General features: G+C 53.7%; 28 protein-coding genes and 1 pseudogene. 8 read left to right on the plus strand and 21 right to left on the minus strand.

The genetic code is table 11. The annotated features are described in order from the left end of the window. The 3 genes and pseudogenes from V3587_RS29975 to V3587_RS29985 all read left to right on the plus strand — a co-directional run. Positions 1–99 (plus strand): annotated as a pseudogene (locus V3587_RS29975) (ATP-binding protein); the annotation flags it as partial. Positions 100–426: 327 nt separating this feature from the next. After that, positions 427–1,113 carry a hypothetical protein gene (locus V3587_RS29980; protein WP_283377641.1) on the plus strand — a complete coding sequence of 229 codons (687 nt, stop codon included), beginning with the start codon at positions 427–429 and terminating at the stop codon, positions 1,111–1,113. Between the two features lie 435 nt (positions 1,114–1,548). Next, positions 1,549–2,307 (plus strand): hypothetical protein, encoded by a 759-nt coding sequence (locus V3587_RS29985; RefSeq protein WP_283377642.1) that lies wholly within the window; start codon positions 1,549–1,551, stop codon positions 2,305–2,307. Here V3587_RS29985 and V3587_RS29990 read toward each other — a convergent pair. Continuing rightward, entirely contained in the window at positions 2,304–2,840 is a 537-nt protein-coding gene (locus V3587_RS29990) for a hypothetical protein (RefSeq protein WP_283377643.1), read from the minus strand. The two genes, V3587_RS29985 and V3587_RS29990, sit on opposite strands and share 4 nt — an antisense overlap. A 365-nt stretch (positions 2,841–3,205) precedes the next feature. On the opposite strand from V3587_RS29990, the gene V3587_RS29995 reads away from it, so the two are divergent. Then, the gene (locus V3587_RS29995) at positions 3,206–3,454 is read left to right on the plus strand and encodes a hypothetical protein (protein ID WP_030538114.1); all 249 of its coding nucleotides are present in this window, start codon (positions 3,206–3,208) and stop codon (positions 3,452–3,454) included. Between the two features lie 465 nt (positions 3,455–3,919). Then, positions 3,920–4,261 (plus strand): HNH endonuclease, encoded by a 342-nt coding sequence (locus tag V3587_RS30760; protein WP_411742255.1) that lies wholly within the window; start codon positions 3,920–3,922, stop codon positions 4,259–4,261. Positions 4,262–4,299: 38 nt separating this feature from the next. Here V3587_RS30760 and V3587_RS30000 read toward each other — a convergent pair whose 3' ends face one another. From V3587_RS30000 to V3587_RS30065, 14 genes are all read right to left on the minus strand, one after another. Further along, positions 4,300–4,797 carry a DUF3846 domain-containing protein gene (locus V3587_RS30000; RefSeq protein WP_283377644.1) on the minus strand — a complete coding sequence of 166 codons (498 nt, stop codon included), beginning with the start codon at positions 4,795–4,797 and terminating at the stop codon, positions 4,300–4,302. 66 nt (positions 4,798–4,863) lie between these two features. Beyond that, a complete protein-coding gene (locus V3587_RS30005) occupies positions 4,864–5,454 on the minus strand; it encodes a putative PDDEXK endonuclease (RefSeq protein ID WP_283377645.1) in 591 nt (196 codons plus the stop codon). 160 nt (positions 5,455–5,614) lie between these two features. Then, positions 5,615–5,836 (minus strand): hypothetical protein, encoded by a 222-nt coding sequence (locus tag V3587_RS30010; protein ID WP_283377646.1) that lies wholly within the window; start codon positions 5,834–5,836, stop codon positions 5,615–5,617. A gap of 186 nt (positions 5,837–6,022) precedes the next feature. Continuing rightward, the gene (locus V3587_RS30015) at positions 6,023–6,286 is read right to left on the minus strand and encodes a hypothetical protein (RefSeq protein ID WP_283377647.1); all 264 of its coding nucleotides are present in this window, start codon (positions 6,284–6,286) and stop codon (positions 6,023–6,025) included. Continuing rightward, complete coding sequence (locus V3587_RS30020; protein WP_283377648.1) at positions 6,283–6,492, minus strand: hypothetical protein; 210 nt, start codon at positions 6,490–6,492, stop codon at positions 6,283–6,285. The genes V3587_RS30015 and V3587_RS30020 overlap by 4 nt, the downstream gene beginning before the upstream one ends. Continuing rightward, a complete protein-coding gene (locus V3587_RS30025; protein WP_073513809.1) occupies positions 6,489–6,716 on the minus strand; it encodes a hypothetical protein in 228 nt (75 codons plus the stop codon). Before V3587_RS30025 ends, V3587_RS30020 begins: the two co-directional genes overlap by 4 nt. Before the next feature lie 1,496 nt (positions 6,717–8,212). Continuing rightward, positions 8,213–8,992 (minus strand): antirestriction protein ArdA, encoded by a 780-nt coding sequence (locus tag V3587_RS30030; protein ID WP_283377649.1) that lies wholly within the window; start codon positions 8,990–8,992, stop codon positions 8,213–8,215. 20 nt (positions 8,993–9,012) lie between these two features. Beyond that, positions 9,013–9,885: a TIR domain-containing protein gene (locus V3587_RS30035; protein ID WP_283377650.1), complete on the minus strand. Its 873-nt coding sequence runs from the start codon at positions 9,883–9,885 to the stop codon at positions 9,013–9,015. A 28-nt stretch (positions 9,886–9,913) separates the two neighbouring features. Next, positions 9,914–10,051, minus strand: a complete 138-nt coding sequence (locus V3587_RS30040) for a hypothetical protein (RefSeq protein WP_283377651.1) — start codon at positions 10,049–10,051, stop codon at positions 9,914–9,916. Next, complete coding sequence (locus tag V3587_RS30045; protein WP_030537808.1) at positions 10,048–10,314, minus strand: DUF7695 domain-containing protein; 267 nt, start codon at positions 10,312–10,314, stop codon at positions 10,048–10,050. Before V3587_RS30045 ends, V3587_RS30040 begins: the two co-directional genes overlap by 4 nt. After that, on the minus strand, positions 10,311–10,529 hold the full coding sequence (locus tag V3587_RS30050; RefSeq protein ID WP_283377652.1) for a hypothetical protein: 219 nt from the start codon (positions 10,527–10,529) through the stop codon (positions 10,311–10,313). The genes V3587_RS30045 and V3587_RS30050 overlap by 4 nt, the downstream gene beginning before the upstream one ends. Then, positions 10,526–10,690 (minus strand): hypothetical protein, encoded by a 165-nt coding sequence (locus V3587_RS30055; protein WP_283377653.1) that lies wholly within the window; start codon positions 10,688–10,690, stop codon positions 10,526–10,528. The genes V3587_RS30050 and V3587_RS30055 overlap by 4 nt, the downstream gene beginning before the upstream one ends. Beyond that, positions 10,687–10,926 (minus strand): hypothetical protein, encoded by a 240-nt coding sequence (locus V3587_RS30060; protein ID WP_283377654.1) that lies wholly within the window; start codon positions 10,924–10,926, stop codon positions 10,687–10,689. Before V3587_RS30060 ends, V3587_RS30055 begins: the two co-directional genes overlap by 4 nt. A gap of 486 nt (positions 10,927–11,412) precedes the next feature. Then, a complete protein-coding gene (locus tag V3587_RS30065) occupies positions 11,413–12,063 on the minus strand; it encodes a recombinase family protein (RefSeq protein ID WP_283377655.1) in 651 nt (216 codons plus the stop codon). Between the two features lie 47 nt (positions 12,064–12,110). On the opposite strand from V3587_RS30065, the gene V3587_RS30070 reads away from it, so the two are divergent. Further along, complete coding sequence (locus V3587_RS30070; RefSeq protein ID WP_168422033.1) at positions 12,111–12,293, plus strand: hypothetical protein; 183 nt, start codon at positions 12,111–12,113, stop codon at positions 12,291–12,293. Here V3587_RS30070 and V3587_RS30075 read toward each other — a convergent pair. The 4 genes from V3587_RS30075 to V3587_RS30090 form a co-directional block, all read right to left on the minus strand. Then, the gene (locus tag V3587_RS30075; protein ID WP_283377656.1) at positions 12,290–12,784 is read right to left on the minus strand and encodes a hypothetical protein; all 495 of its coding nucleotides are present in this window, start codon (positions 12,782–12,784) and stop codon (positions 12,290–12,292) included. The genes V3587_RS30070 and V3587_RS30075 overlap by 4 nt on opposite strands. Positions 12,785–12,858: 74 nt before the next feature. Beyond that, a complete protein-coding gene (locus V3587_RS30080; protein WP_283377657.1) occupies positions 12,859–13,140 on the minus strand; it encodes a hypothetical protein in 282 nt (93 codons plus the stop codon). Beyond that, positions 13,137–13,376 carry a hypothetical protein gene (locus tag V3587_RS30085; RefSeq protein WP_283377658.1) on the minus strand — a complete coding sequence of 80 codons (240 nt, stop codon included), beginning with the start codon at positions 13,374–13,376 and terminating at the stop codon, positions 13,137–13,139. Before V3587_RS30085 ends, V3587_RS30080 begins: the two co-directional genes overlap by 4 nt. Beyond that, the gene (locus V3587_RS30090) at positions 13,376–13,753 is read right to left on the minus strand and encodes a hypothetical protein (RefSeq protein ID WP_283377659.1); all 378 of its coding nucleotides are present in this window, start codon (positions 13,751–13,753) and stop codon (positions 13,376–13,378) included. The genes V3587_RS30085 and V3587_RS30090 overlap by 1 nt, the downstream gene beginning before the upstream one ends. A gap of 351 nt (positions 13,754–14,104) precedes the next feature. Here V3587_RS30090 and V3587_RS30095 point away from each other — a divergent pair, with 351 nt between their 5' ends. Further along, positions 14,105–14,446 (plus strand): hypothetical protein, encoded by a 342-nt coding sequence (locus V3587_RS30095; RefSeq protein ID WP_283377660.1) that lies wholly within the window; start codon positions 14,105–14,107, stop codon positions 14,444–14,446. On the opposite strand, the gene V3587_RS30100 is transcribed toward V3587_RS30095, so the two are convergent. Further along, the gene (locus V3587_RS30100; protein WP_283377661.1) at positions 14,427–15,377 is read right to left on the minus strand and encodes a hypothetical protein; all 951 of its coding nucleotides are present in this window, start codon (positions 15,375–15,377) and stop codon (positions 14,427–14,429) included. The two genes, V3587_RS30095 and V3587_RS30100, sit on opposite strands and share 20 nt — an antisense overlap. Before the next feature lie 8 nt (positions 15,378–15,385). After that, on the minus strand, positions 15,386–16,228 hold the full coding sequence (locus tag V3587_RS30105; RefSeq protein WP_283377662.1) for a hypothetical protein: 843 nt from the start codon (positions 16,226–16,228) through the stop codon (positions 15,386–15,388). A 66-nt stretch (positions 16,229–16,294) separates the two neighbouring features. Here V3587_RS30105 and V3587_RS30110 point away from each other — a divergent pair, with 66 nt between their 5' ends. Next, a complete protein-coding gene (locus V3587_RS30110) occupies positions 16,295–16,930 on the plus strand; it encodes a GIY-YIG nuclease family protein (RefSeq protein ID WP_283377663.1) in 636 nt (211 codons plus the stop codon). The last annotated feature ends 270 nt before the right edge of the window (positions 16,931–17,200 follow it).

Consider the following 17,200-nt stretch of genomic DNA (forward strand, 5'->3'; position numbering starts at 1 on the left):
CACAGTTCGTCGGTCAGCTCACTGGTGGGTGGTGGTAGTGGGATGGCTCGTCCTGGTGCGGTCAGCCGGGCCCATCGTGGCGTGCTGTTCCTCGACGAGTCGGTCAATGGCGAAGCACCCCAAAGTGTTTCGCAACACTACCACCCAATGTGAGGCTTGATTTCGCGTTCGGTTCGCTGCGCGGGGTTGCCTACTCGTGCCTGTCGATGGTGACGCGTTCCTCGATGTTCTCCGGAATATCCGACGCCTCCGCTGATCGGCGCACGTATTTTTCGGGACAAAAGCGGGGCGAGGTTCCTGCTTAACCATGCCCTTCTTCTTGGTGGGCGCGACACGAACTGTATGGGGTTTCTTGCGCGCCATTCCTGTAGGGCTGGACGGGCGCGCCTACTCAAACGGACATGGGTTCCGGGGCACAATCATTCAGTGAATTGGTTGGGTGACCTATGGCAGTACCCGTTCCATGCGTCGGTGTGGGGGACAGCCGGCCAATGGTTCGGGTCGATACTGACGGGTGGTTCGCTGTTTCTTGGGTTCAAGATCATGCGGATCAACCAGAAGGACAAGCGCCGCGAGCAGGCGTCCTTGGTCGTCTTCACCAACTACTACACGAGTTCCCTCGGTGAAGATGGCGACATTATGCCGCTCGTGACGATTCGCGGGAGTGTCCACAACTACTCGTCGGCTCTTGTAACTGACGCGCGAATCGCGATCGAGATGACGAGAGGTACCGCACGACAGCGACTGTCGTTTTTCGATCGCTGGTTCAGGCCGCAGAAGAAGGTGATTGCGTCCAAGAAGCTCCAGGTCGAGGACGACATCACATGCACGATCCTTCCCGACACGGACATCCGCTACGTGCTGCACCTTCCTGATGACTCACATATCGCCGCAGAGGAAGTCGATATCAACCTGACCTTCATGGATGCGAACAGCGTGGCGTGGAAGCGACCCTTCATGGGCGTGCCTGTGGAGTCGAAACGACCAGGGAGAATCAGAGGGGCATTGACTACGCGACTCGAATGGAAGGACTGGGACAAAGAGCACCCGGATAAGGACACGCTGCCGGATGGACTAGATGGTGAGGAAGACCCAAAAGCACTGTCAGAGTAGTGCGCATTCCTATTTGTCAGCTCTGGAAGCCTGGCCCGCACTAGGTTCTTCGTATCCAGTTTGACTGGGCGTTTCTGTTCGTCGGCCGCCAGGCGCACCGAACGGGGTTTCTACTGTCGCGGTGATGTGCCGTTGCGGATGTTGTCGGTGGGCGTACCTAAGATAAATCAGACATTGGTGTGGTGATCAATACGGAGGTACATGGTGGGCAGGAAGCCGGGACGACGTAGCACGAACCGACCAGCCAAACGGATTGCGCGTGTCGACGTTGTCGAGGAAAGGCTTAGCCCAACCGTTCCGTCCAGCGAAGACAAGTTCATTGTGGTCAGACGACCTCCGCTGTGCTTTGTCTACAAGGTCACCAGTACTCAGTCGAACTATACGAAACACACCCTCGGGGTGAACTTGCGTCCGCTCGAAGACACTATCCTTCCGGTGACGCTCAAGTTTCCTGCGCCGATGCAAGAGTTTGCCAGCGAACCGAAAGGTTTTGGATACCACTGGCAACGCCTTACCTACCTGTTCGGGCTCGATGATCCGGCGACTTTCTCAAGCTTGCGGGACCATCTAGACGCTCCGGATTTAGCGGTTGCGGACAGGTATTACGGGATGTGCAAGAGCCTTGCTGGGTATTCGATACTGAGCGGCAGCGGCAGGATGAAATTGACGTCAACCACCACTGATGGCTGGAACATCGAGTCAGATCTACCCAGTCACGAGGCCTTCGCAGGTTTCTCGGCGACCTTTCGTCAGATTCAGAACCATAAGGAGAACGCGAGCTTCGTCAAGACGTGGAATGTGCTGAGTAAGGCGGCTGGTGGCCTTGGTGAGGCAGAGGCGACCGAGGTTCGTGCAGTTCTGAAGAGCTGGAAGAAAGCGCGAGCGCGGCTGATGGAAAAGATGGTTGCGACCATGATCTGTGAGGATCTCCAGAAGGATGCTCCGGCTGACGCACCGAAGTCTTTCATGGGGATCGTCCCTGATGAGATCATCCAGACATACAATTACGGCGACAGCCTGCATTGGGGCGAGCGGCGTGAGCACTTGGCGAGCCTGACAGATGATATTTACAACGTTAACTTCAACAAGCATGCGTGCGTTGTATCCATGATTCAGTTGAGCCACTTCTACTTTGGCTTCGCGGAACTAGTTAATTCAGCGCTTGGGTATGCAAAGGCCATCGACGCGGCCTAGGTGGTTGGGGTTGTGGGGTACTCGCTGGCCCAGAAAGGGTGCAGGTCCGAACGTCTACGTGCGAACAGATTTGGCGCGGCGGCCTCTGTGTATTGGTCCCACACGGTCAGTACGTCGTCGGCAATCAGCTGCAAGGAGGCTTCCGTCACATCGGTCCAAGTTGTAGCTCGTTTCTTGCTCAAATGAGCCACATGCTTACTCGCCTCTTTCCAGCACTTGTTGAGTTTGGTACGTAAATCATTGTCAATGACTGGATTCCAATCGGGGACGATCGACTTCGCAAAGAAGTCATCCTTATTTGGTTGTTTGGCCTCCCGAATTTCCAGGAACTCGATAAGCGATCGCACGTGGGTGAAGAAGGTTTCGACGCATGCCTGACGTACCACAATCGGCAGGGCAGAGTCCTCAATGAACTGCGGTAGGCTGTTGACCATATGGGCCACGCGTGAAGCCTCGAGCGCCCTTGCGTGCAGCGAGTCGCGCGGTGGCTTGGTGAGCTCGACATAGTCCGGCAGTGATAGAGGTTCGCTCATGTCGTGACTGTAGCTGCATCAGGCTCGGCGCTGGACGATTTGAAGTGTGGATAGGACAATTGGTCGCTACTGAGATGCGAGTAGTCGGGTGATCGCGTTGACTGCCGTGGCGTGACGGACGGTTAATGGAACCCCACTAGCCTGTGTGGATTTCGCGAGGTAGGTAGCGAGATCAAATCCGTCTTTCATGTACCTCTATTGTCTCACATTTCCCTATTTACTTAAAGGTTCAACTATGTCTAACTAGAAGTATCGCAATGGCAAAAGTCGTTGTGTCGCATCTAGTTTGAAAGTTGGTGAGAGCAATGGGTTTCAGAAGCGTTCGCGTATCTGACCTTACGGGTATTGAGCTCGATGATGACCAGGTGGTCAACGTCGTCGTTCGACATCCCGAGCACGAAGAGGCTCGTCAGTTCGACGCGTCGCAGGAAGAGCTGAAGGCGCTCAAGACAGTGGGAAACCTCGTGAGTCTCGAACTTCGGTTTGCAAATGGGACTTCGCAGGACGTGTTCGCCACTGCTGTCGAGTTCGCGAAGTTGGTTCCTGCGGAGAAGTTGACGACATTCGATCAGCTTCGTGGTCGACGTAAGGGGTATCGCCCGAACGTGGACTGACTCCCTGTCTCATCTACACAACTAAATACGCTCCTCGTTTCACCTTGAGATTCGTCTCGGTGAAGCGAGGAGCTTTCAATTTCTGATATACCTGCCATAATGGAAAGATAACAATAAAACCCCAAAGTAGTAGTTCGGGGCCGTGTCTTCATTATAAAGCGTGGCCTCCATTTCGGGAAGGAGGTTTCTATGCCAGTTGCAACTAAATGTAGGGTTTGTGGACACGAGAAGATGCTTCCGCCGAGTCATGCGGCCAGCCGACAGACGTGCTCTCGGAAGTGTAAGGGGCTGCTTCAGACTGCCACAATCCTCGCTGGTCGACCGAAAGTGAAGCAGCCCGATGACCATAGGATTATCGTTCTAGCTGGTGGGCAACATGCCATGGTATCTATCGAAGACTTCGAGCCGGCTTCGAGGATTGCATGGAGTTCGACTCCAGATGGGTATGTGAGGAATAGAGATAGCATGTTTCTTCATCAGCTAGTGCTACAAAGGATGGTAGGGGACTATCATCCGCTTCTTCCGGACCATGAAAACCGAAACCCTCTTGATAATCGACGCGAGAACCTTAGGGCGGTAACAAAAGCAAATAATGCAACCAACAAATCTATTTACAGAAATTCAAAGTCTGGACTCAAAGGGGTGCGGGAGCTCCCGAATGGTAAATGGCAGGCTTATATAACCTGCTCTGGCACCCTTATTCGTTGTGGAAACTACGGATCAGCGCATGAGGCGGCCTATGTACGCGATCAACTTGCGATGCAGCTGCACCGTGAATTTGCTGTACTAAATTACGTTTACGAATGAGAAAAGCCCGTCGATATCGACGGGCTGATCCCACGATCTTAAGCGGCGACGATGCGCACCTCTTTGACGAGTTGCCACCGTGAAGCCAGCTCCAGAACGCTGTGCGAAGCATCCCAGTAGTTGTCGAAAACCAAGTTGTTTCCGCTCCATGAGTCTTCGTCGTTAAGTGTGGTGACTTCCGCTCGGTACTTCGCAGTGCTGAGCATCAGATCTACAAGCTCCTGTGGCACTGAGGTGGTCTCTCCGTCTTCATCGGACAAACCGGTGATGAACGCATTGCCTGCGACGAAGTCCTGGAAACGCCAACGACTATCGCTCGACCACAACTCCATCGTGGCACGCTGGTTCTTCGGGAGGTGCTCAATCTTGCCGCTCTCGTTGAACCACAGAGTTGCCTTCTGCTGTTCAAGATCGACGGCCTGGACGAGACCTCCTACGAGTCCCTGCATGGCTGATAAATCGCCTTCGAAAAACTCCAATGTATCGACCTCTACTTCGAGGTCTGCCGGGATCACTATGCAACGGATCTTCTTCATGACCTGCTCCGATCGTGGGGTGCTTCTGCAGTCGGCTGACTACGGAGGTGGCCCCGCGATCGGGCGCTACTTCTTGACCTTGGGCTTCTTGTAGGTCGAACTGAAGGCACAGTGCTTGTCGAGACAACGGTTAGAGCCAGGCGAGACGATGTGACCATTGCGGCAAGTGGCTACACCGGATATAGCGATGCGCTTTGTCAGTTCGGACAAGGCGTTTGACGGGTTCGGCACCACCACGAGTTCTTTACTACCGTGGTCGTTCTGGTCACCAAGGTAGGTGAGTCGACTTGCGGGGATCGGAGATCTCAGATCATCGATCTCGGCAGTGAGGTCTCGGATCTGAACTGCAAGATTAACCAAGTCATCGAACGGGATACAGGCGAGTACGTCATCATCTGCATCGAAGACGAGTGTGGGGATTCGGCCAGGACTAGTGCCAGCCTTCGTCTGCCGCATCCACTTTTTGATCGCGATGGTCTTGTGGTTCTTCGCTTCGATGTCGAACGGCGTGTCCATATGCCAGTCGGTCAGGTCCATCTTCTGATGCGAGCCTGCACCACTTCGCTTGTCCCGCTGGACTCTTGCGCCTAGCTTCTTACGGAGAGTCTTGGCAATGTGTTCTTCGAGAGACTTGCCCTTTTCGCTCGACACGCTCATGACATGTCCTTCTCGACGAGTGCTTTCAGGTGTTCGTCACCAGACAGGTCAACGATCCTCTGAACGATCGCTGCAAGAACGCGAGGTTCAACGTATCCATGCTGGATCATCCCGTTCAGAGTCAACAAGTGCGGTTGTGGCTGCAGCTTGGCTAGCGTCATTACTCGACCACCCGTACGCGTTTCTTACGTGATTTCGGCTCGATCTCGAAGGCTACGAGTACGTTTGTGATCTCGTACGCTGCATCAATGTTGCGCTGCGCTTCAAGTAGAAGGTTCGCTCTCAACTCGATCAGGGCGTCAGGTGACTGATCCTCGTAAAAGGCTTCGCGGGGGATGCCTAGTTGTTCTGCTGCTGTTTCTGCTGTGTGTAGTTCACTCATATCACTTCCTTCCTTATTGCGAAAATATCTGTGCGGCATAGTCTTTTGCTTCCCACGTTGAACGTGCCGCCGTTCGGCCAGATGTGTTCATACCGCACCCCGTTGAAGGTGATGATGGTGTAGAAGGCCTTGTCGTACTCTCCTTCGTAGCGCATGAAGCCTGCTGGAACTAGGCGGTCTTTGCGTCTATTCGCCATCACCAACCTCCGGCTTGTACACCTCAACCGTTGGCCGGTAGAAGTCCCCGCTCCATCGCCATGCGAGGCCACCAAGCTTCAGTCGTCGGTTAAGTTCGAACTCTTCATCGTCGTAGCCGAAGTCTTGGGCGTGCTCCATCTTGCGGATGAGTTGAGCGTTCGGGATACCTGCGAACTTGGCAGCGATCTCGGTTTCTAGGCGGGATGGTCCAGTTGGTTCATCGGGACTGGTGGTAGGGAAGTGCTCGCTCATGATGTTGCCCCATCTTTGGACTCGAACCCCACTACTGGAGTGAACTCCTTGCCCTCCTCATCGACCTTGTTGAATGCGTAACCAAGCAGCATGTTCACCGTCATATTGAGGGACAATCCGTGCTGAACAGATAGGTCTTGTACGCGCTCGGCCATCGAATGATCTGTCAGTCGCAATGCAATTGGCTTGATTGGTTGTCCGTTCATGCGGCACCTCCCCGGTAAGCACCATGCAAGATGTGAGGGGCCAATGCCTCCATGCGGACTAGAGCTTCTTCCCGTGTAATCAGTCGCTCGTCTACCTCGTTAAATGTGTCCTCGAACGCGAGAATGAGTGCGAGCTTGGCGATGTCTGCGCGTAGATCCACCGTGTCGGCTAGATGGTCGATGCACGGTTGGTTTGGCAGTGATTCAGGTCCGTTGTGTGCCATGGATGATTCCTTGTTTAGTCGTTATTTAGTTGTGTGACAGTCGATCTGGTTGCGCCATCGAGTAATCAAGTGTCCTGTTGAGGGTGGGCTTCAACAGAACCTCGATGGAGCAACTAGATACCCGTCATAAGTCCACGTACTAGCCGAATGTGTGCGGATTACGTTCCACTGGTGGTACTTCAGAGAAGCTGGAGGGCAAACTTTGAAGCGGTACAGATGTGGGAACTCGTGACAGGTACGAAGTGCTGATCCAGGTGCAGAGATCAGCGACTTGGGGTCAGGGGGTGAGCTGGGCTTGAAAGGAGAGTTACTCGAAAGCTTCACTTGCGCCTTATTGATCGGCGCGACCCTCTCACCTAACCCCTGACCAGTGGAGCGCACGAGCTGTGGGTTCATGCGCCCACTTCCCAGCACACGATGAATATGCCGGGAAGTGGAAGTGGTTCATGCGGTTAAATGGCTGCTAGTAGTAAGCCAGACTAACGCCTACGGATGCTGGCGACCTCGGACTAGTATGGGTCTTCTTACTACTAGCAGTTGGTCTATGTAAGGCGTATGGTGCTGGTAGCAAGGCAATTGGTGGAGCGTAAGGATTTTCACCTATTTGATATTTGCACAGTGGTTTCTTAACATGTATAACCTCACCTCACGGCTTCCTGTACACACGCCTATACGCTGCCCCCAAATGCCCTTATTCTATTTTGAAGTCGTATTTTGGAATAAAGATACTCCTTAATCCTTTTCATAGAATAAGATTTACTACCAGCATCGTACGCCTTACATAGTCCATGTTGTGCATACAAGGCAGGTACCGTTCTAGACGGATTACTGATTTGACGAGACGGCTGCCTGGTCGGTCGAAACCTTAGAGACAGTTGTCCGTACCTACTCGTATAGTCACCCTGCATGAGTCAACGCCGTAAGACTGCGGTTTACGCTTCTCTCCCCATAAGCTTACGGGCCTTGGATATGCGTCTACCTATTCCGCCACTTGTATGCACATCAGAACGCACCAGGTAGTTGTAAAAAATCGCAATTCAATGCTCTAATTCTTTTTTGATGCGCCCATTTAACTGCATGAACTGTTCTGTAAAGGTGCATCTCCGCCGCCCTCGCTGTGCGGCTAAGTGTGGTGCTTGGTTGCCGTCCTGATCAGACACGGCCTTACCGTTCGAGACGGAGTTTTGCGGGCAACCTTGCTACCTTCTGGGTCTCACTATCGCAGTGAACGCTTTCGTGAGATGAAAGACTGTGAGCGGGACGATATTCCCTCCTTGTCTTTGCGAGCCTCACGTGCTCGGCGCTTCGTCTTGTACTGGCCGATCAACCGTAGAAACGGTGTGTCATCGGCGTGCTCGTACTCGAGATTGATGTTCACGATTTCACGTTCTGTATTCATTGCTTTGGTGTTCCCCTCTGCGAATAACTATGAGCCAAACCGTCTTCTTTTGCAATAGTGAAATGTCACGAAATGCGTTGCGGTTGTGGATAACTCGCTACTTGGTGAACAGGTACAGATGGCCGTCATCGTCTTCAACGGAGTGGATGGTGTTCAAGGCGAAGTCGTGCGCGATACCTGCCTCATCCCACTTGGCGTGCTGTCTCATGTCTTCGGGTAGGTACTGCCTCAATTGATCCAGCTGAGCTTCGAGTCCGCTCTCGATCAAGTAGTTGGCTGCGTACGCCTCGATGCTCTCGAAGTGACCCAGGTAGTGGTCCTCGAACATGTTGATCGCCGCTTCTAGCTCTTCGCTGTTCCTGAAGCCGACGTACTCAAGCCAGTGGGCGACTGCGATTCCCTTAGCTGTGACAGCCTGGTCAACCCGTTCAAGTAGCTCGGGATCTTCTTCACCGAGTGGGCAACCCACGGAGTGAGGTGCGGATATGTGAGCGCGACAGGCGGGGCAGTAGTCGTTTTGTTCAGTTGGCTCATCTGGGGGAGTGAGCCACTGCTTCGACCATCCTTCGACGGGATCATGTGACTCACGAGCCATGACGTACGCGCCAAGGGCTTCGAGGTGTTCGCGGTTGTAGTCGGTGTCGGCGTTGGCCCAAGACTCGTTGATCTCAGCGACTACCTGGGGGAGATCGATCGCTCCAGTACTGGTGAGACTGTAGAGGGCGCTCGCCTGACCGCCATGCCACTGCGAGGCGATCACGCGTGCGCCAGCGTCTCCAATTGAGCGTTCTTCTGATGTGGCGCTCGCTATTTCGTGGTCGATGAGTTGTTCATCTGACCAATGTTTAGGGTTGGGTTGGTTTAGCTTTTCATTCATATCACCTCCTTATGGATCAATCAGTTCATGGTCATTTGATCGTATTCAGTTTCACTTATGTATGCAGACGGATGTTTTCCGTCGATTGCGTCGATAATTTCGAGAAAATCTCGCAGACTATTATCGTCGAAATCTGTGTCGTCGTCGATCACAAATGTGATGCCTTCGTCCTCACTGTTCAAGCCGAGTATTCTTCTTGCCGGGAAATCCTTGGCATTAACCAGTTGGAGAACTGCATTCTTGATGACGGCGGCGCGTTCGAGTCTCTTCGCGTCCTCTATTGCATTGGCGCCTTGGCGTTGGATCTCCCTGACGGTAGTCAGGACTTCATCAAGCTTGTCAGGGGCATGGCGACGAGCTTTGTTGCCGGACGATGCATAGGGAGATTTCGCTACCTCGAACAATTCTTCGAATTCGGCGAGCCATGCGCGTTCAAATCGCTTGTCTACAGTCGCAGGATCGACATCGACCACTTGCCCCACCTGTTCAAGGATGGTCTTGACACCATCATGGTTCAGCAGAGTTGCTTGAAACTGGCTGATCGGGCCGGTGGCGTCAGCCTTGCTCTTGAAGTCGACTAATGTTGGTGCTACTCGAAGATCGGGGTCGTTGATGTCCTTCGATAATGCACCAGTCTCATAGTTCAACCACTGTGAGTGAAGGTTCTCCTGAGTTACGACGACGATGCCAAACTTTGAGCCGTGCAGCTCGTTGGCGATCGTAGGGAGGCCACGCGTTCCTGCTTCAATGTCCTTCTCAGACATGAACGGACTGACGTTGTCGAACATCTCAGTTAAGAGGCTATGCCAGACCTTGGCGACCTCTTCGGACAACTTTCCTGACCAACTGATGAAGATCTTCAACTTGCCCGTGTCTACTGCACTGTCTGCCATGCCGGAACAGTACCAATCCGACCAGTCCCTAAGTGTGCCAGATCAGCACTGGAACGATGAACAGCGACAGGTACAGGGTTCCAACGATGATCACGGCGATTACCAGGAACATCGCGATCCATCGGCCGGCTAGCTTGAGTGCGGGGATCAAGTAGGGGAGATTCATGCTGCTGCCCCGTGAAGCTCGTTGTACATCACGGCGTGGTTCTCTGCATTCGTGATGTCCCCGTTCATTGCCTGGTACCAGCTGCCGCCATCCAGGCTGAGTTCGCCGCACTTGCAGGTAACCCAGTCGTGTCGGTTCTTGCTACGGATGATCCACCCGCACTTGGTGTGCCGTACCTGGTTGATGAAAATGTCGCCAACGTCCAGCTTCCGACGCTCGATTGAAGGGGTGTTTATGGTGGTGAACTCGAGGTAGTCGGTCATGCCACCACTCCGTCATCCTGGTGCCCGTCATAGATGTAGAACCACAGCGGTCCTTTGTCGTGGACACTGCGGATCAGGTGACCTTCGTGCTTCAGATCGAGGACGCGAGCTGGGTAGCGCCACGCAACTTTGCGGAGTTCAAGGTTGCTGACCTTGCCCTTGGCCTTGAGCAGTTTGAGGATCTTGGCTGTATGAGTGTCTTTGGTGGAGGTCATGATTCGGTACTCCGAGAAGAAAATCCAAGCTCTTCGCCACCAGCACTTTGTGCTCCGACCAGCTCGACCATGACCTTTATCGTCTGTTTGAGCTCCTGGTTCTGAGTTATCTCGCCGATGATCTTCAGTTTGTCGATTGCAGTTTTTGCCTGAGCGTTCATGAGTTGACCCGCCCATCTGGTGACACCCCGACGTACAGCCGCGACTCACCATCTACGTAGCCGCCAACCCAACCCTCGGCATACCCTGGACACATTGCTGCATCCGGTGGGTAGACGTAGTAGTCGTCAGCTCGGTACTCGACCCCGTAGCGATGGCAGAGCTTGCGTAGTGCTTCCTCTTGGGCGGTGTTGATCTTGTAGCGTTCGGGTTCTTCGGGGGAGGGGAAGCGTTCCATCTACTTGTTCCTCCTGAGCGCCCTATAGATCCAGTATCCGATGAACCCAAGTACGACCGTGATTATGACGAGCGACGCTGTGATCCAGATCGGTGAAACCACCCACCACCAGGACCAATTGATCACGTTCAGTAGCTTGAGGGTGATGAAGACGATGGTGAGCAGACCGACGAAGCCGATGCCTCCGCTGCTTGATGAACTGCTTGATGATGAATAACGGTTGGACATAAAATTGGTTCTCCTTATTAAGTTGTGTACTCGCTGACACAGCTGGACGACGAGCGGGTGTTTAGCAACTAACATCGCGATTTCGCTTGGATGGTTAGTTACGCTCGACGGCCAGCAATGCCAGCGGTTTGTCAAGAGAAAAGTTGTTCACTTGACGATTTTCTATTTCAATGTGCTGCTACCTGTGGACAAGTTTCCCATTGACTTTCGCTGCGATTTGATGTCGCAACCACGTCCAGCAGATCTTGCATATATCTACTAATTGGTGGTTTTGTTGTGGCGTCTCCATAGCAATTCTCGGTCCAAATTTTGACGTTTGATGTAGCGATTCAATGTTTCTCGGTTCACGTCAAACATGCGGGCGATTGCGGACTTGGAGACTCGCTTGAGCTGAAGTTCGAGGATCTGCTCGTCTTTGCCGTAGAGCTTGAGGTTTTCGACCTTGCCCGAACCAACTGGCCGGCCAAGGATCATGCCTTCGGCTTTCTTGCGTGCCAACGCTTCCCGTGTTCGTGCCGAGATGAGATTGCGCTCGATCTCAGCGGACAGTCCGAACGCGAACGCGAGCACCTTGGAGTTGATGTCGTCCTTGAAGACGATGTTCTCCTTGACCGCGACGACACCGATGCCACGATCGAGTAGGTCATGGATCGTGTTCTGTACGTCCAATAGCCGACGCGAGATACGACTGCTCTCGCTCACGACGAGTATGTCGCCGCGTTCAAGCCCTTCGAGTACTTCGCTTAGCTTTCGTTCGGTGAGGGTGCTCTTGTAGCCACTGATCGTCTCGCCGACAGTCTCAGTGATCTCGATACGTTCGCGATCGGCAAAGATGCGTATGCCGCTGAGTTGGTTCTCTACGTCTTGCTTGTTGGTACTGACTCGCACATAGGCGATGACTCTTGGCATATGCCTCCTCTTGGTGGTTGCTGGTGATTGGTGTGTACGGTCTTCCGATGAGCTTTGGTGACTTTGTATGGACTGTTTTGTTCACGGCAATGTTCTTCGCGGTCGGAATGTGGGCCATGTTCTACCGAGGGTGGACTACCTTGGCGGCGATCTGTGGACTGGTGGCGGCCGGTGGGGTGCTTGGCATCATCTGGACGATCCTCGCCTGGCTCGTGAACGTCTCGGCCTAGTCTTGCTTCACGCGCAACGTGCCAGCTATGAGGTCGAGCTTCTTCTCTAGTTCGGCTATGGAGAGTTCAGTGATCTCTTCAGTTGGGGTGTCTTGTTTGACTGTCCAGCCGGCACTCTTCGCTTCGGAAACGGTCAACCAGTCGGCTGTGCCATCGAAGTCGGACCAACCGCTTCTCAAAAAGACATCCCCAAGCACCGCTAGAACCTTGGCCTCGTCGCCGTCTGTATCCACAATGATGTCGCCAACTTCGAGGTTGTCGAGACCTTTCTCAGCTAGGACGAGCTGCGAGGAATCAAATTCTTCAGCACACCCATCACGTTTGACCGTGACAGTCTGTTTCGCGAGGTTGCCTAGCTGATCGAATGACATCGCGACGCTCGTGACGAGCCATTCTTGGTCGGCGTTCGGCCTTGCGATCGCTCTTTCGATAAACCAAACGCCTTTCTTAAGCCGAACCTTCTGTCCTGGTTGAAATCTCGTTGCTGTCATATCACCTCCTTCGGTGTCTCTTGGTTGTTTTCTGATAGTTGATCTGCACTGCGGATGATGGATGAAGTGTCCCGTCACGCTGCGGCCTTGCGCTTCCCGTGAGTGGTGCGCTTGAACTCGTCGTACTGATCGAGGATGTCTCCAAGATGGACTGTCACGTCTTCTCCGGACTGTGTGGTGAAGTGGATGTGCGGGACCGCGCTGGTCGCTGCGGGCTTGTATCCGTTGTTGATCGTGTACCACTGGATCGCCTTGAGGTCAGTAGCACGGAGGTCTCCCGACTTGGTGCGTTTCGGCTGACGGTTGGGCTGAGATTCACTCTCGATCTGTAAACCGAGTTGAAGTTCCTGGGTCACTTGTTCGCCTTCTTGTGCTTCTCGATGAGCGAGTTGAGCTGGGCGATTTCGAGCCGACGGTCTATCCCTCGGTACGTGAACTTCGGCAGACGCACGCCTAGTTTGCGCAGGTACACCGCCTTCATCGAGACCTGTTGCTTCGTCAGGTTCATGGCCTTCGCCACGTCCTCTGCGCTCTCGCTGTTGATGAAGGTGATCACGAACTCGCGATTGTTGATACGAGTCGGGACTCCCATTACGCGACCTTGGTTGCCTTCTTAGCCCGCGTGACAGGGGTCTTTCGTGGTCGTCCTGCAGGCTTCTTCATAGGGGCCTTGGCAGTGCGTTTGGCCGGCTTCTTCGCGCTGATCTTGAATGCCTCGAACTGATCCAGCTCATCTTGCGTCACGTAGGCAGGTTCTACGGCGAACACCTCGACGAAGTAGTTCGGCTCGTCTTCTACCGCTTCGCGGGGGTAGGTGACGGTCTTGCGTCCATGCTCGTCTTCGTACTTGATGAAGCTCTGGTCGAGGACTGTGTAGTCCTGGTCTCCGTCGTCACACTTCTCTTGTACGAGTGCGCCTTTGGTGAGTTCGGGTAGTTCTTTGGTTAGTTTGAATGTTCGTCGTTTCATTGGTAGTTCTCCGTTAGTTATTAGGTCAAAGTCGTCGTGTTCGAGGGACGAGAAGTCAGTCCCACCGTCCAGCGCCTGAGCTGAAAACCTGCGATCTGTGACGCTAGTAACAACGCCCCTTCATCCTTCTTTAGTTATCCCGTATGAGTTCGCCCGTTTGTTTCCTACGATCTGATCGCCGATCCTAAATTTGCTCATCCTTCACCTCCTTCTTTCCTCGTTTACTTATTCGTCCACCTTTTGCACCTGCGATGTCTCTCCCCTCAAGTAGTAGGGAGTCAGGGTTAATGAACAAAGGAGGTGACATGAAGTGACCGAAAGAAAAGATAATGGCACGCGGGAGGTTGGCAAATGATCACACGATCTACCTTCATCGCAATACTCGATGCAATCCAACGTCAGCGATCCGACGACGATCGGATCGGCGCTGCCATCGACCAACTGTCATACCCGATCGGTACCAGTGCGAACAACAACGGCTTTGCTTACGTGACACCACTCAACGACAACCTGCTTGCGATCCTTGCCGACGAGCTAAACGATGAATACGGCTACATTAACTGGTGGATTTACGATGGTCCTGATTGGGGACGCAAAGCTGAGGAGTATGCGATCGCAACGCCGGATGGTCAGCGGGTGGCAATTCGGGATGCGGGCGAGTTGTGGGATTGGCTTATTTGTCCTGCGAGCTAGCCTGACTATCTGCAGCTTCCGCTTGTTTATGTGCCTTGGTGATTATGTAAGAATGGTAGGCAGGTTGTAGCTTCACTGTCGCAAGGCTCCTGATTACCTTTTGGTGTCCCGTTATCGATTCCAGTATAGGGAGCACCGCATTCCAGTCGATCCGTTCGTCAGATGGACCTGTGATTTCGCGTCGTAGCGTTTCAACTGAGTGGAGAGCCTGGTCAGCTGTGGATATGAGCTGTTGATCGTATAGGCCAATGAGAGATAGGGCGGCATCTTGAGACGAGTTATTGATCGTGCGTACCCACGACTGTCGTTCGATCCGTGACCGCTCGATCAATTGTGGTGTTCTTTCGACATCTGCATAAGCGCGAGAACGCGACATCTCAGACCATGTCGAATTAAAGATTTCATTCATCGAGTTACATAGAGATTTAACGGCGCCGATTTGTTCCATGCGCCGTTGTTCATCGAACTGTGCGATGAGTCGGTTGTCTGCCCTTTCCAGCTCGGCTTGATGACGTTTCTCTGTCGCAGCGGTCTCTTCTTGCTGTCGCTGCCGCTCGTCTATGAGTCGGTTGGCAGCATCAGCCTCGTCTTTGATCGACTTCTGCTTCGCAGTGGAAGCCTGCCAAAGCGACACACTTACGGCAATTGCGGTTAAAATTCCGCCAAACCACGCAGCCAGTGGTCCCCACTGGGTTGCGCCCCATCCGTCAGAGAACGACCAACCGAGCAATACTCCAAGGAGAAGCGCCGCAAGCCAGATGCACCAGTAGGGGATTTGTAGATCGATCCACGGGACGTGCAGCTTGCAGTCGAGCAGGCGGGGCTTTTGAACGGGAGCGTCAACTTCGGGTGTGGCAGGCTCGACCTTTGGGGTTTCCTCGACCTCTGTGGTCTCGGGGTCAGTGGCCGGTTCAACGGCTTTCGCGGTCATTGGTAGATCTAAGCAGGTCCGCCTACGGACTCTTCACTTGCTGCTGATTCGGGGCGCGGGGGAGTTGTGGGATTGGTTGGCTTCGCCATCGCATCAGCGCGCTCATGTTTTTCTCGGAGATCGTCGGCCTCTTTCTGCATTCGAGCCAAGATTGGATAGATATTTGTGGTCGCATGAGTTTTCCGTGCAGCATGAAAGAAATTATCTTTGGCCATGCTAATTGTCGCGGACGACTCATTGATTAGGTCTTTGATCTGTAGAGAGCTTGCATCTGATGGTGGGAGAAGGGCTACGTCATCCTTGATTGCCTGGAGCGCGCTCGTCATTGCGAGGTACTCCTCAATGAGAAGTTCAGTTTCGAGGCTGATCGCGGCCAGATTGATTGTCCGGAATGCTTCACTTACTCGGTCGGCCATATCGGCTTGAACAGAGATGACCGTTAGCAAAGTATCATGGTTCTCTGGTGCCATGCTCAAAGCACCAGTTACATCGTAATAGCGTCTGACTGAGTTTATGAACAGGTCAGCGGCACGGCATATCTCACTGACTGCGTCAATTTCTTCCACTCTTATCCGAGATTTCTCTAAAGCATCTTGCATATCGTCGGCGCGCTTCTCGGCCGCGCGGGCCTGGAGGTTGGCGCGCTGGGTCTGCAATACTGCTACTACCACGGCTGCAAAAGTACCAATCCCTGCGACCCAGGTACCTACGTTTCCCCACTGGTTGAAATCCCAAGAATCAGTATTCCAGGTGGCGTTGATGATCCGGTCGACGGTGAAACCCGACAGACCGGCGACAGTTATGATTGCGAGCGTTCTGAGAGACCAGCGTAAGAGCTCTGATTTTGACATCCGCTGATTTAAGCAGATCCGACCGACCGTCCTTCACTGTCAGACCACTATGCGAACATCCTCGCTATGAACCTGATCCCCACCACTGACGCCACCGTGGATGAAAGCGCCTCTTACCTGGCAGCATCTCCGCACACTCGTGCTCAGGTTCTAACGAGTCCGTGCCCCGTGCCGGCCACTCCTGGTGTTTACGGCTGGTGGTTCCGTGAGTTGCCCGCCGACATCAACACGTCAGGGTGTGCGAAGAAGGACGGGCTGACCTTGCTATACACGGGGATCAGTCCATCAGCACCTCCCTCTAACGGGAAAGCGCCCAGCAAACAGAGCATTCGTACACGCATCAAGACTCACTACACAGGCAATGCCGCCGGTTCGACGTTGCGGCTGACTCTTGGGTGCTTGTTGTCCGATCGTCTGGGGATCGAGCTACGTCTGGTTGGTTCAGGCAAACGGCTGACGTTCGTTGCAGGCGAGAAGGTGCTGTCCGAGTGGATGGCTGAGAACGCGTTGGTCTCGTGGGTTCTGAACCCCGAGCCTTGGGTGTTGGAGCACCAGCTCATCTCCAGTCTGGACGTTCCTCTTAACTTGGATGCCAACGCGCACAACAGTTTCTTTCCAACTCTGAAGGCTGCGCGGCAGTCGGCACGTGATCGAGCGAGGGAACTGCCAGTGGTGCCGAACCCTGGAGTTGGCGGTAAGTAGCTCATCCACCGTGCTTTGTCCGAGATGTAACGATTTCACGATGCCCTACGACTTCGTGGTGAGAATCGTTCATTTAAAGAGGGGGATAGGCCATGGGCAAGGTCGTTGTAGTGGTGCTAGGAATGCTTCTACTCTTCTGGATGGTCGGGTCCTGTTCGGAAGATGAAACAGACGATTCACCTGGAGGTGGATATGAGGTTCACCCCGAAAAGTGGACAGTGGTCACGCGGCCATCGAGGTCGCGGTCAGTGACTGTTCGTAGTCCGTGGG

The organism is Rhodococcus sp. IEGM 1306 (genome assembly GCF_036541985.1).
In the GTDB taxonomy this organism is placed as follows: Bacteria; Actinomycetota; Actinomycetes; order Mycobacteriales; family Mycobacteriaceae; genus Rhodococcus_F; species Rhodococcus_F qingshengii.

Coding starts and splice junctions, on each gene's coding strand:
- V3587_RS29990 (WP_283377643.1), bottom strand. CDS start 2,840: ATGAGCGAACCTCTATCACTGCCGGACTATGTCGAGCTCACCAAGCCA.
- V3587_RS30760 (WP_411742255.1), top strand. CDS start 3,920: ATGTTTCTTCATCAGCTAGTGCTACAAAGGATGGTAGGGGACTATCAT.
- V3587_RS30000 (WP_283377644.1), bottom strand. CDS start 4,797: ATGAAGAAGATCCGTTGCATAGTGATCCCGGCAGACCTCGAAGTAGAG.
- V3587_RS30005 (WP_283377645.1), bottom strand. CDS start 5,454: ATGAGCGTGTCGAGCGAAAAGGGCAAGTCTCTCGAAGAACACATTGCC.
- V3587_RS30010 (WP_283377646.1), bottom strand. CDS start 5,836: ATGAGTGAACTACACACAGCAGAAACAGCAGCAGAACAACTAGGCATC.
- V3587_RS30015 (WP_283377647.1), bottom strand. CDS start 6,286: ATGAGCGAGCACTTCCCTACCACCAGTCCCGATGAACCAACTGGACCA.
- V3587_RS30020 (WP_283377648.1), bottom strand. CDS start 6,492: ATGAACGGACAACCAATCAAGCCAATTGCATTGCGACTGACAGATCAT.
- V3587_RS30025 (WP_073513809.1), bottom strand. CDS start 6,716: ATGGCACACAACGGACCTGAATCACTGCCAAACCAACCGTGCATCGAC.
- V3587_RS30030 (WP_283377649.1), bottom strand. CDS start 8,992: ATGAATGAAAAGCTAAACCAACCCAACCCTAAACATTGGTCAGATGAA.
- V3587_RS30035 (WP_283377650.1), bottom strand. CDS start 9,885: ATGGCAGACAGTGCAGTAGACACGGGCAAGTTGAAGATCTTCATCAGT.
- V3587_RS30040 (WP_283377651.1), bottom strand. CDS start 10,051: ATGAATCTCCCCTACTTGATCCCCGCACTCAAGCTAGCCGGCCGATGG.
- V3587_RS30045 (WP_030537808.1), bottom strand. CDS start 10,314: ATGACCGACTACCTCGAGTTCACCACCATAAACACCCCTTCAATCGAG.
- V3587_RS30050 (WP_283377652.1), bottom strand. CDS start 10,529: ATGACCTCCACCAAAGACACTCATACAGCCAAGATCCTCAAACTGCTC.
- V3587_RS30055 (WP_283377653.1), bottom strand. CDS start 10,690: ATGAACGCTCAGGCAAAAACTGCAATCGACAAACTGAAGATCATCGGC.
- V3587_RS30060 (WP_283377654.1), bottom strand. CDS start 10,926: ATGGAACGCTTCCCCTCCCCCGAAGAACCCGAACGCTACAAGATCAAC.
- V3587_RS30065 (WP_283377655.1), bottom strand. CDS start 12,063: ATGCCAAGAGTCATCGCCTATGTGCGAGTCAGTACCAACAAGCAAGAC.
- V3587_RS30070 (WP_168422033.1), top strand. CDS start 12,111: ATGAGCTTTGGTGACTTTGTATGGACTGTTTTGTTCACGGCAATGTTC.
- V3587_RS30075 (WP_283377656.1), bottom strand. CDS start 12,784: ATGACAGCAACGAGATTTCAACCAGGACAGAAGGTTCGGCTTAAGAAA.
- V3587_RS30085 (WP_283377658.1), bottom strand. CDS start 13,376: ATGGGAGTCCCGACTCGTATCAACAATCGCGAGTTCGTGATCACCTTC.
- V3587_RS30090 (WP_283377659.1), bottom strand. CDS start 13,753: ATGAAACGACGAACATTCAAACTAACCAAAGAACTACCCGAACTCACC.
- V3587_RS30095 (WP_283377660.1), top strand. CDS start 14,105: ATGATCACACGATCTACCTTCATCGCAATACTCGATGCAATCCAACGT.
- V3587_RS30100 (WP_283377661.1), bottom strand. CDS start 15,377: ATGACCGCGAAAGCCGTTGAACCGGCCACTGACCCCGAGACCACAGAG.
- V3587_RS30105 (WP_283377662.1), bottom strand. CDS start 16,228: ATGTCAAAATCAGAGCTCTTACGCTGGTCTCTCAGAACGCTCGCAATC.
- V3587_RS30110 (WP_283377663.1), top strand. CDS start 16,295: ATGAACCTGATCCCCACCACTGACGCCACCGTGGATGAAAGCGCCTCT.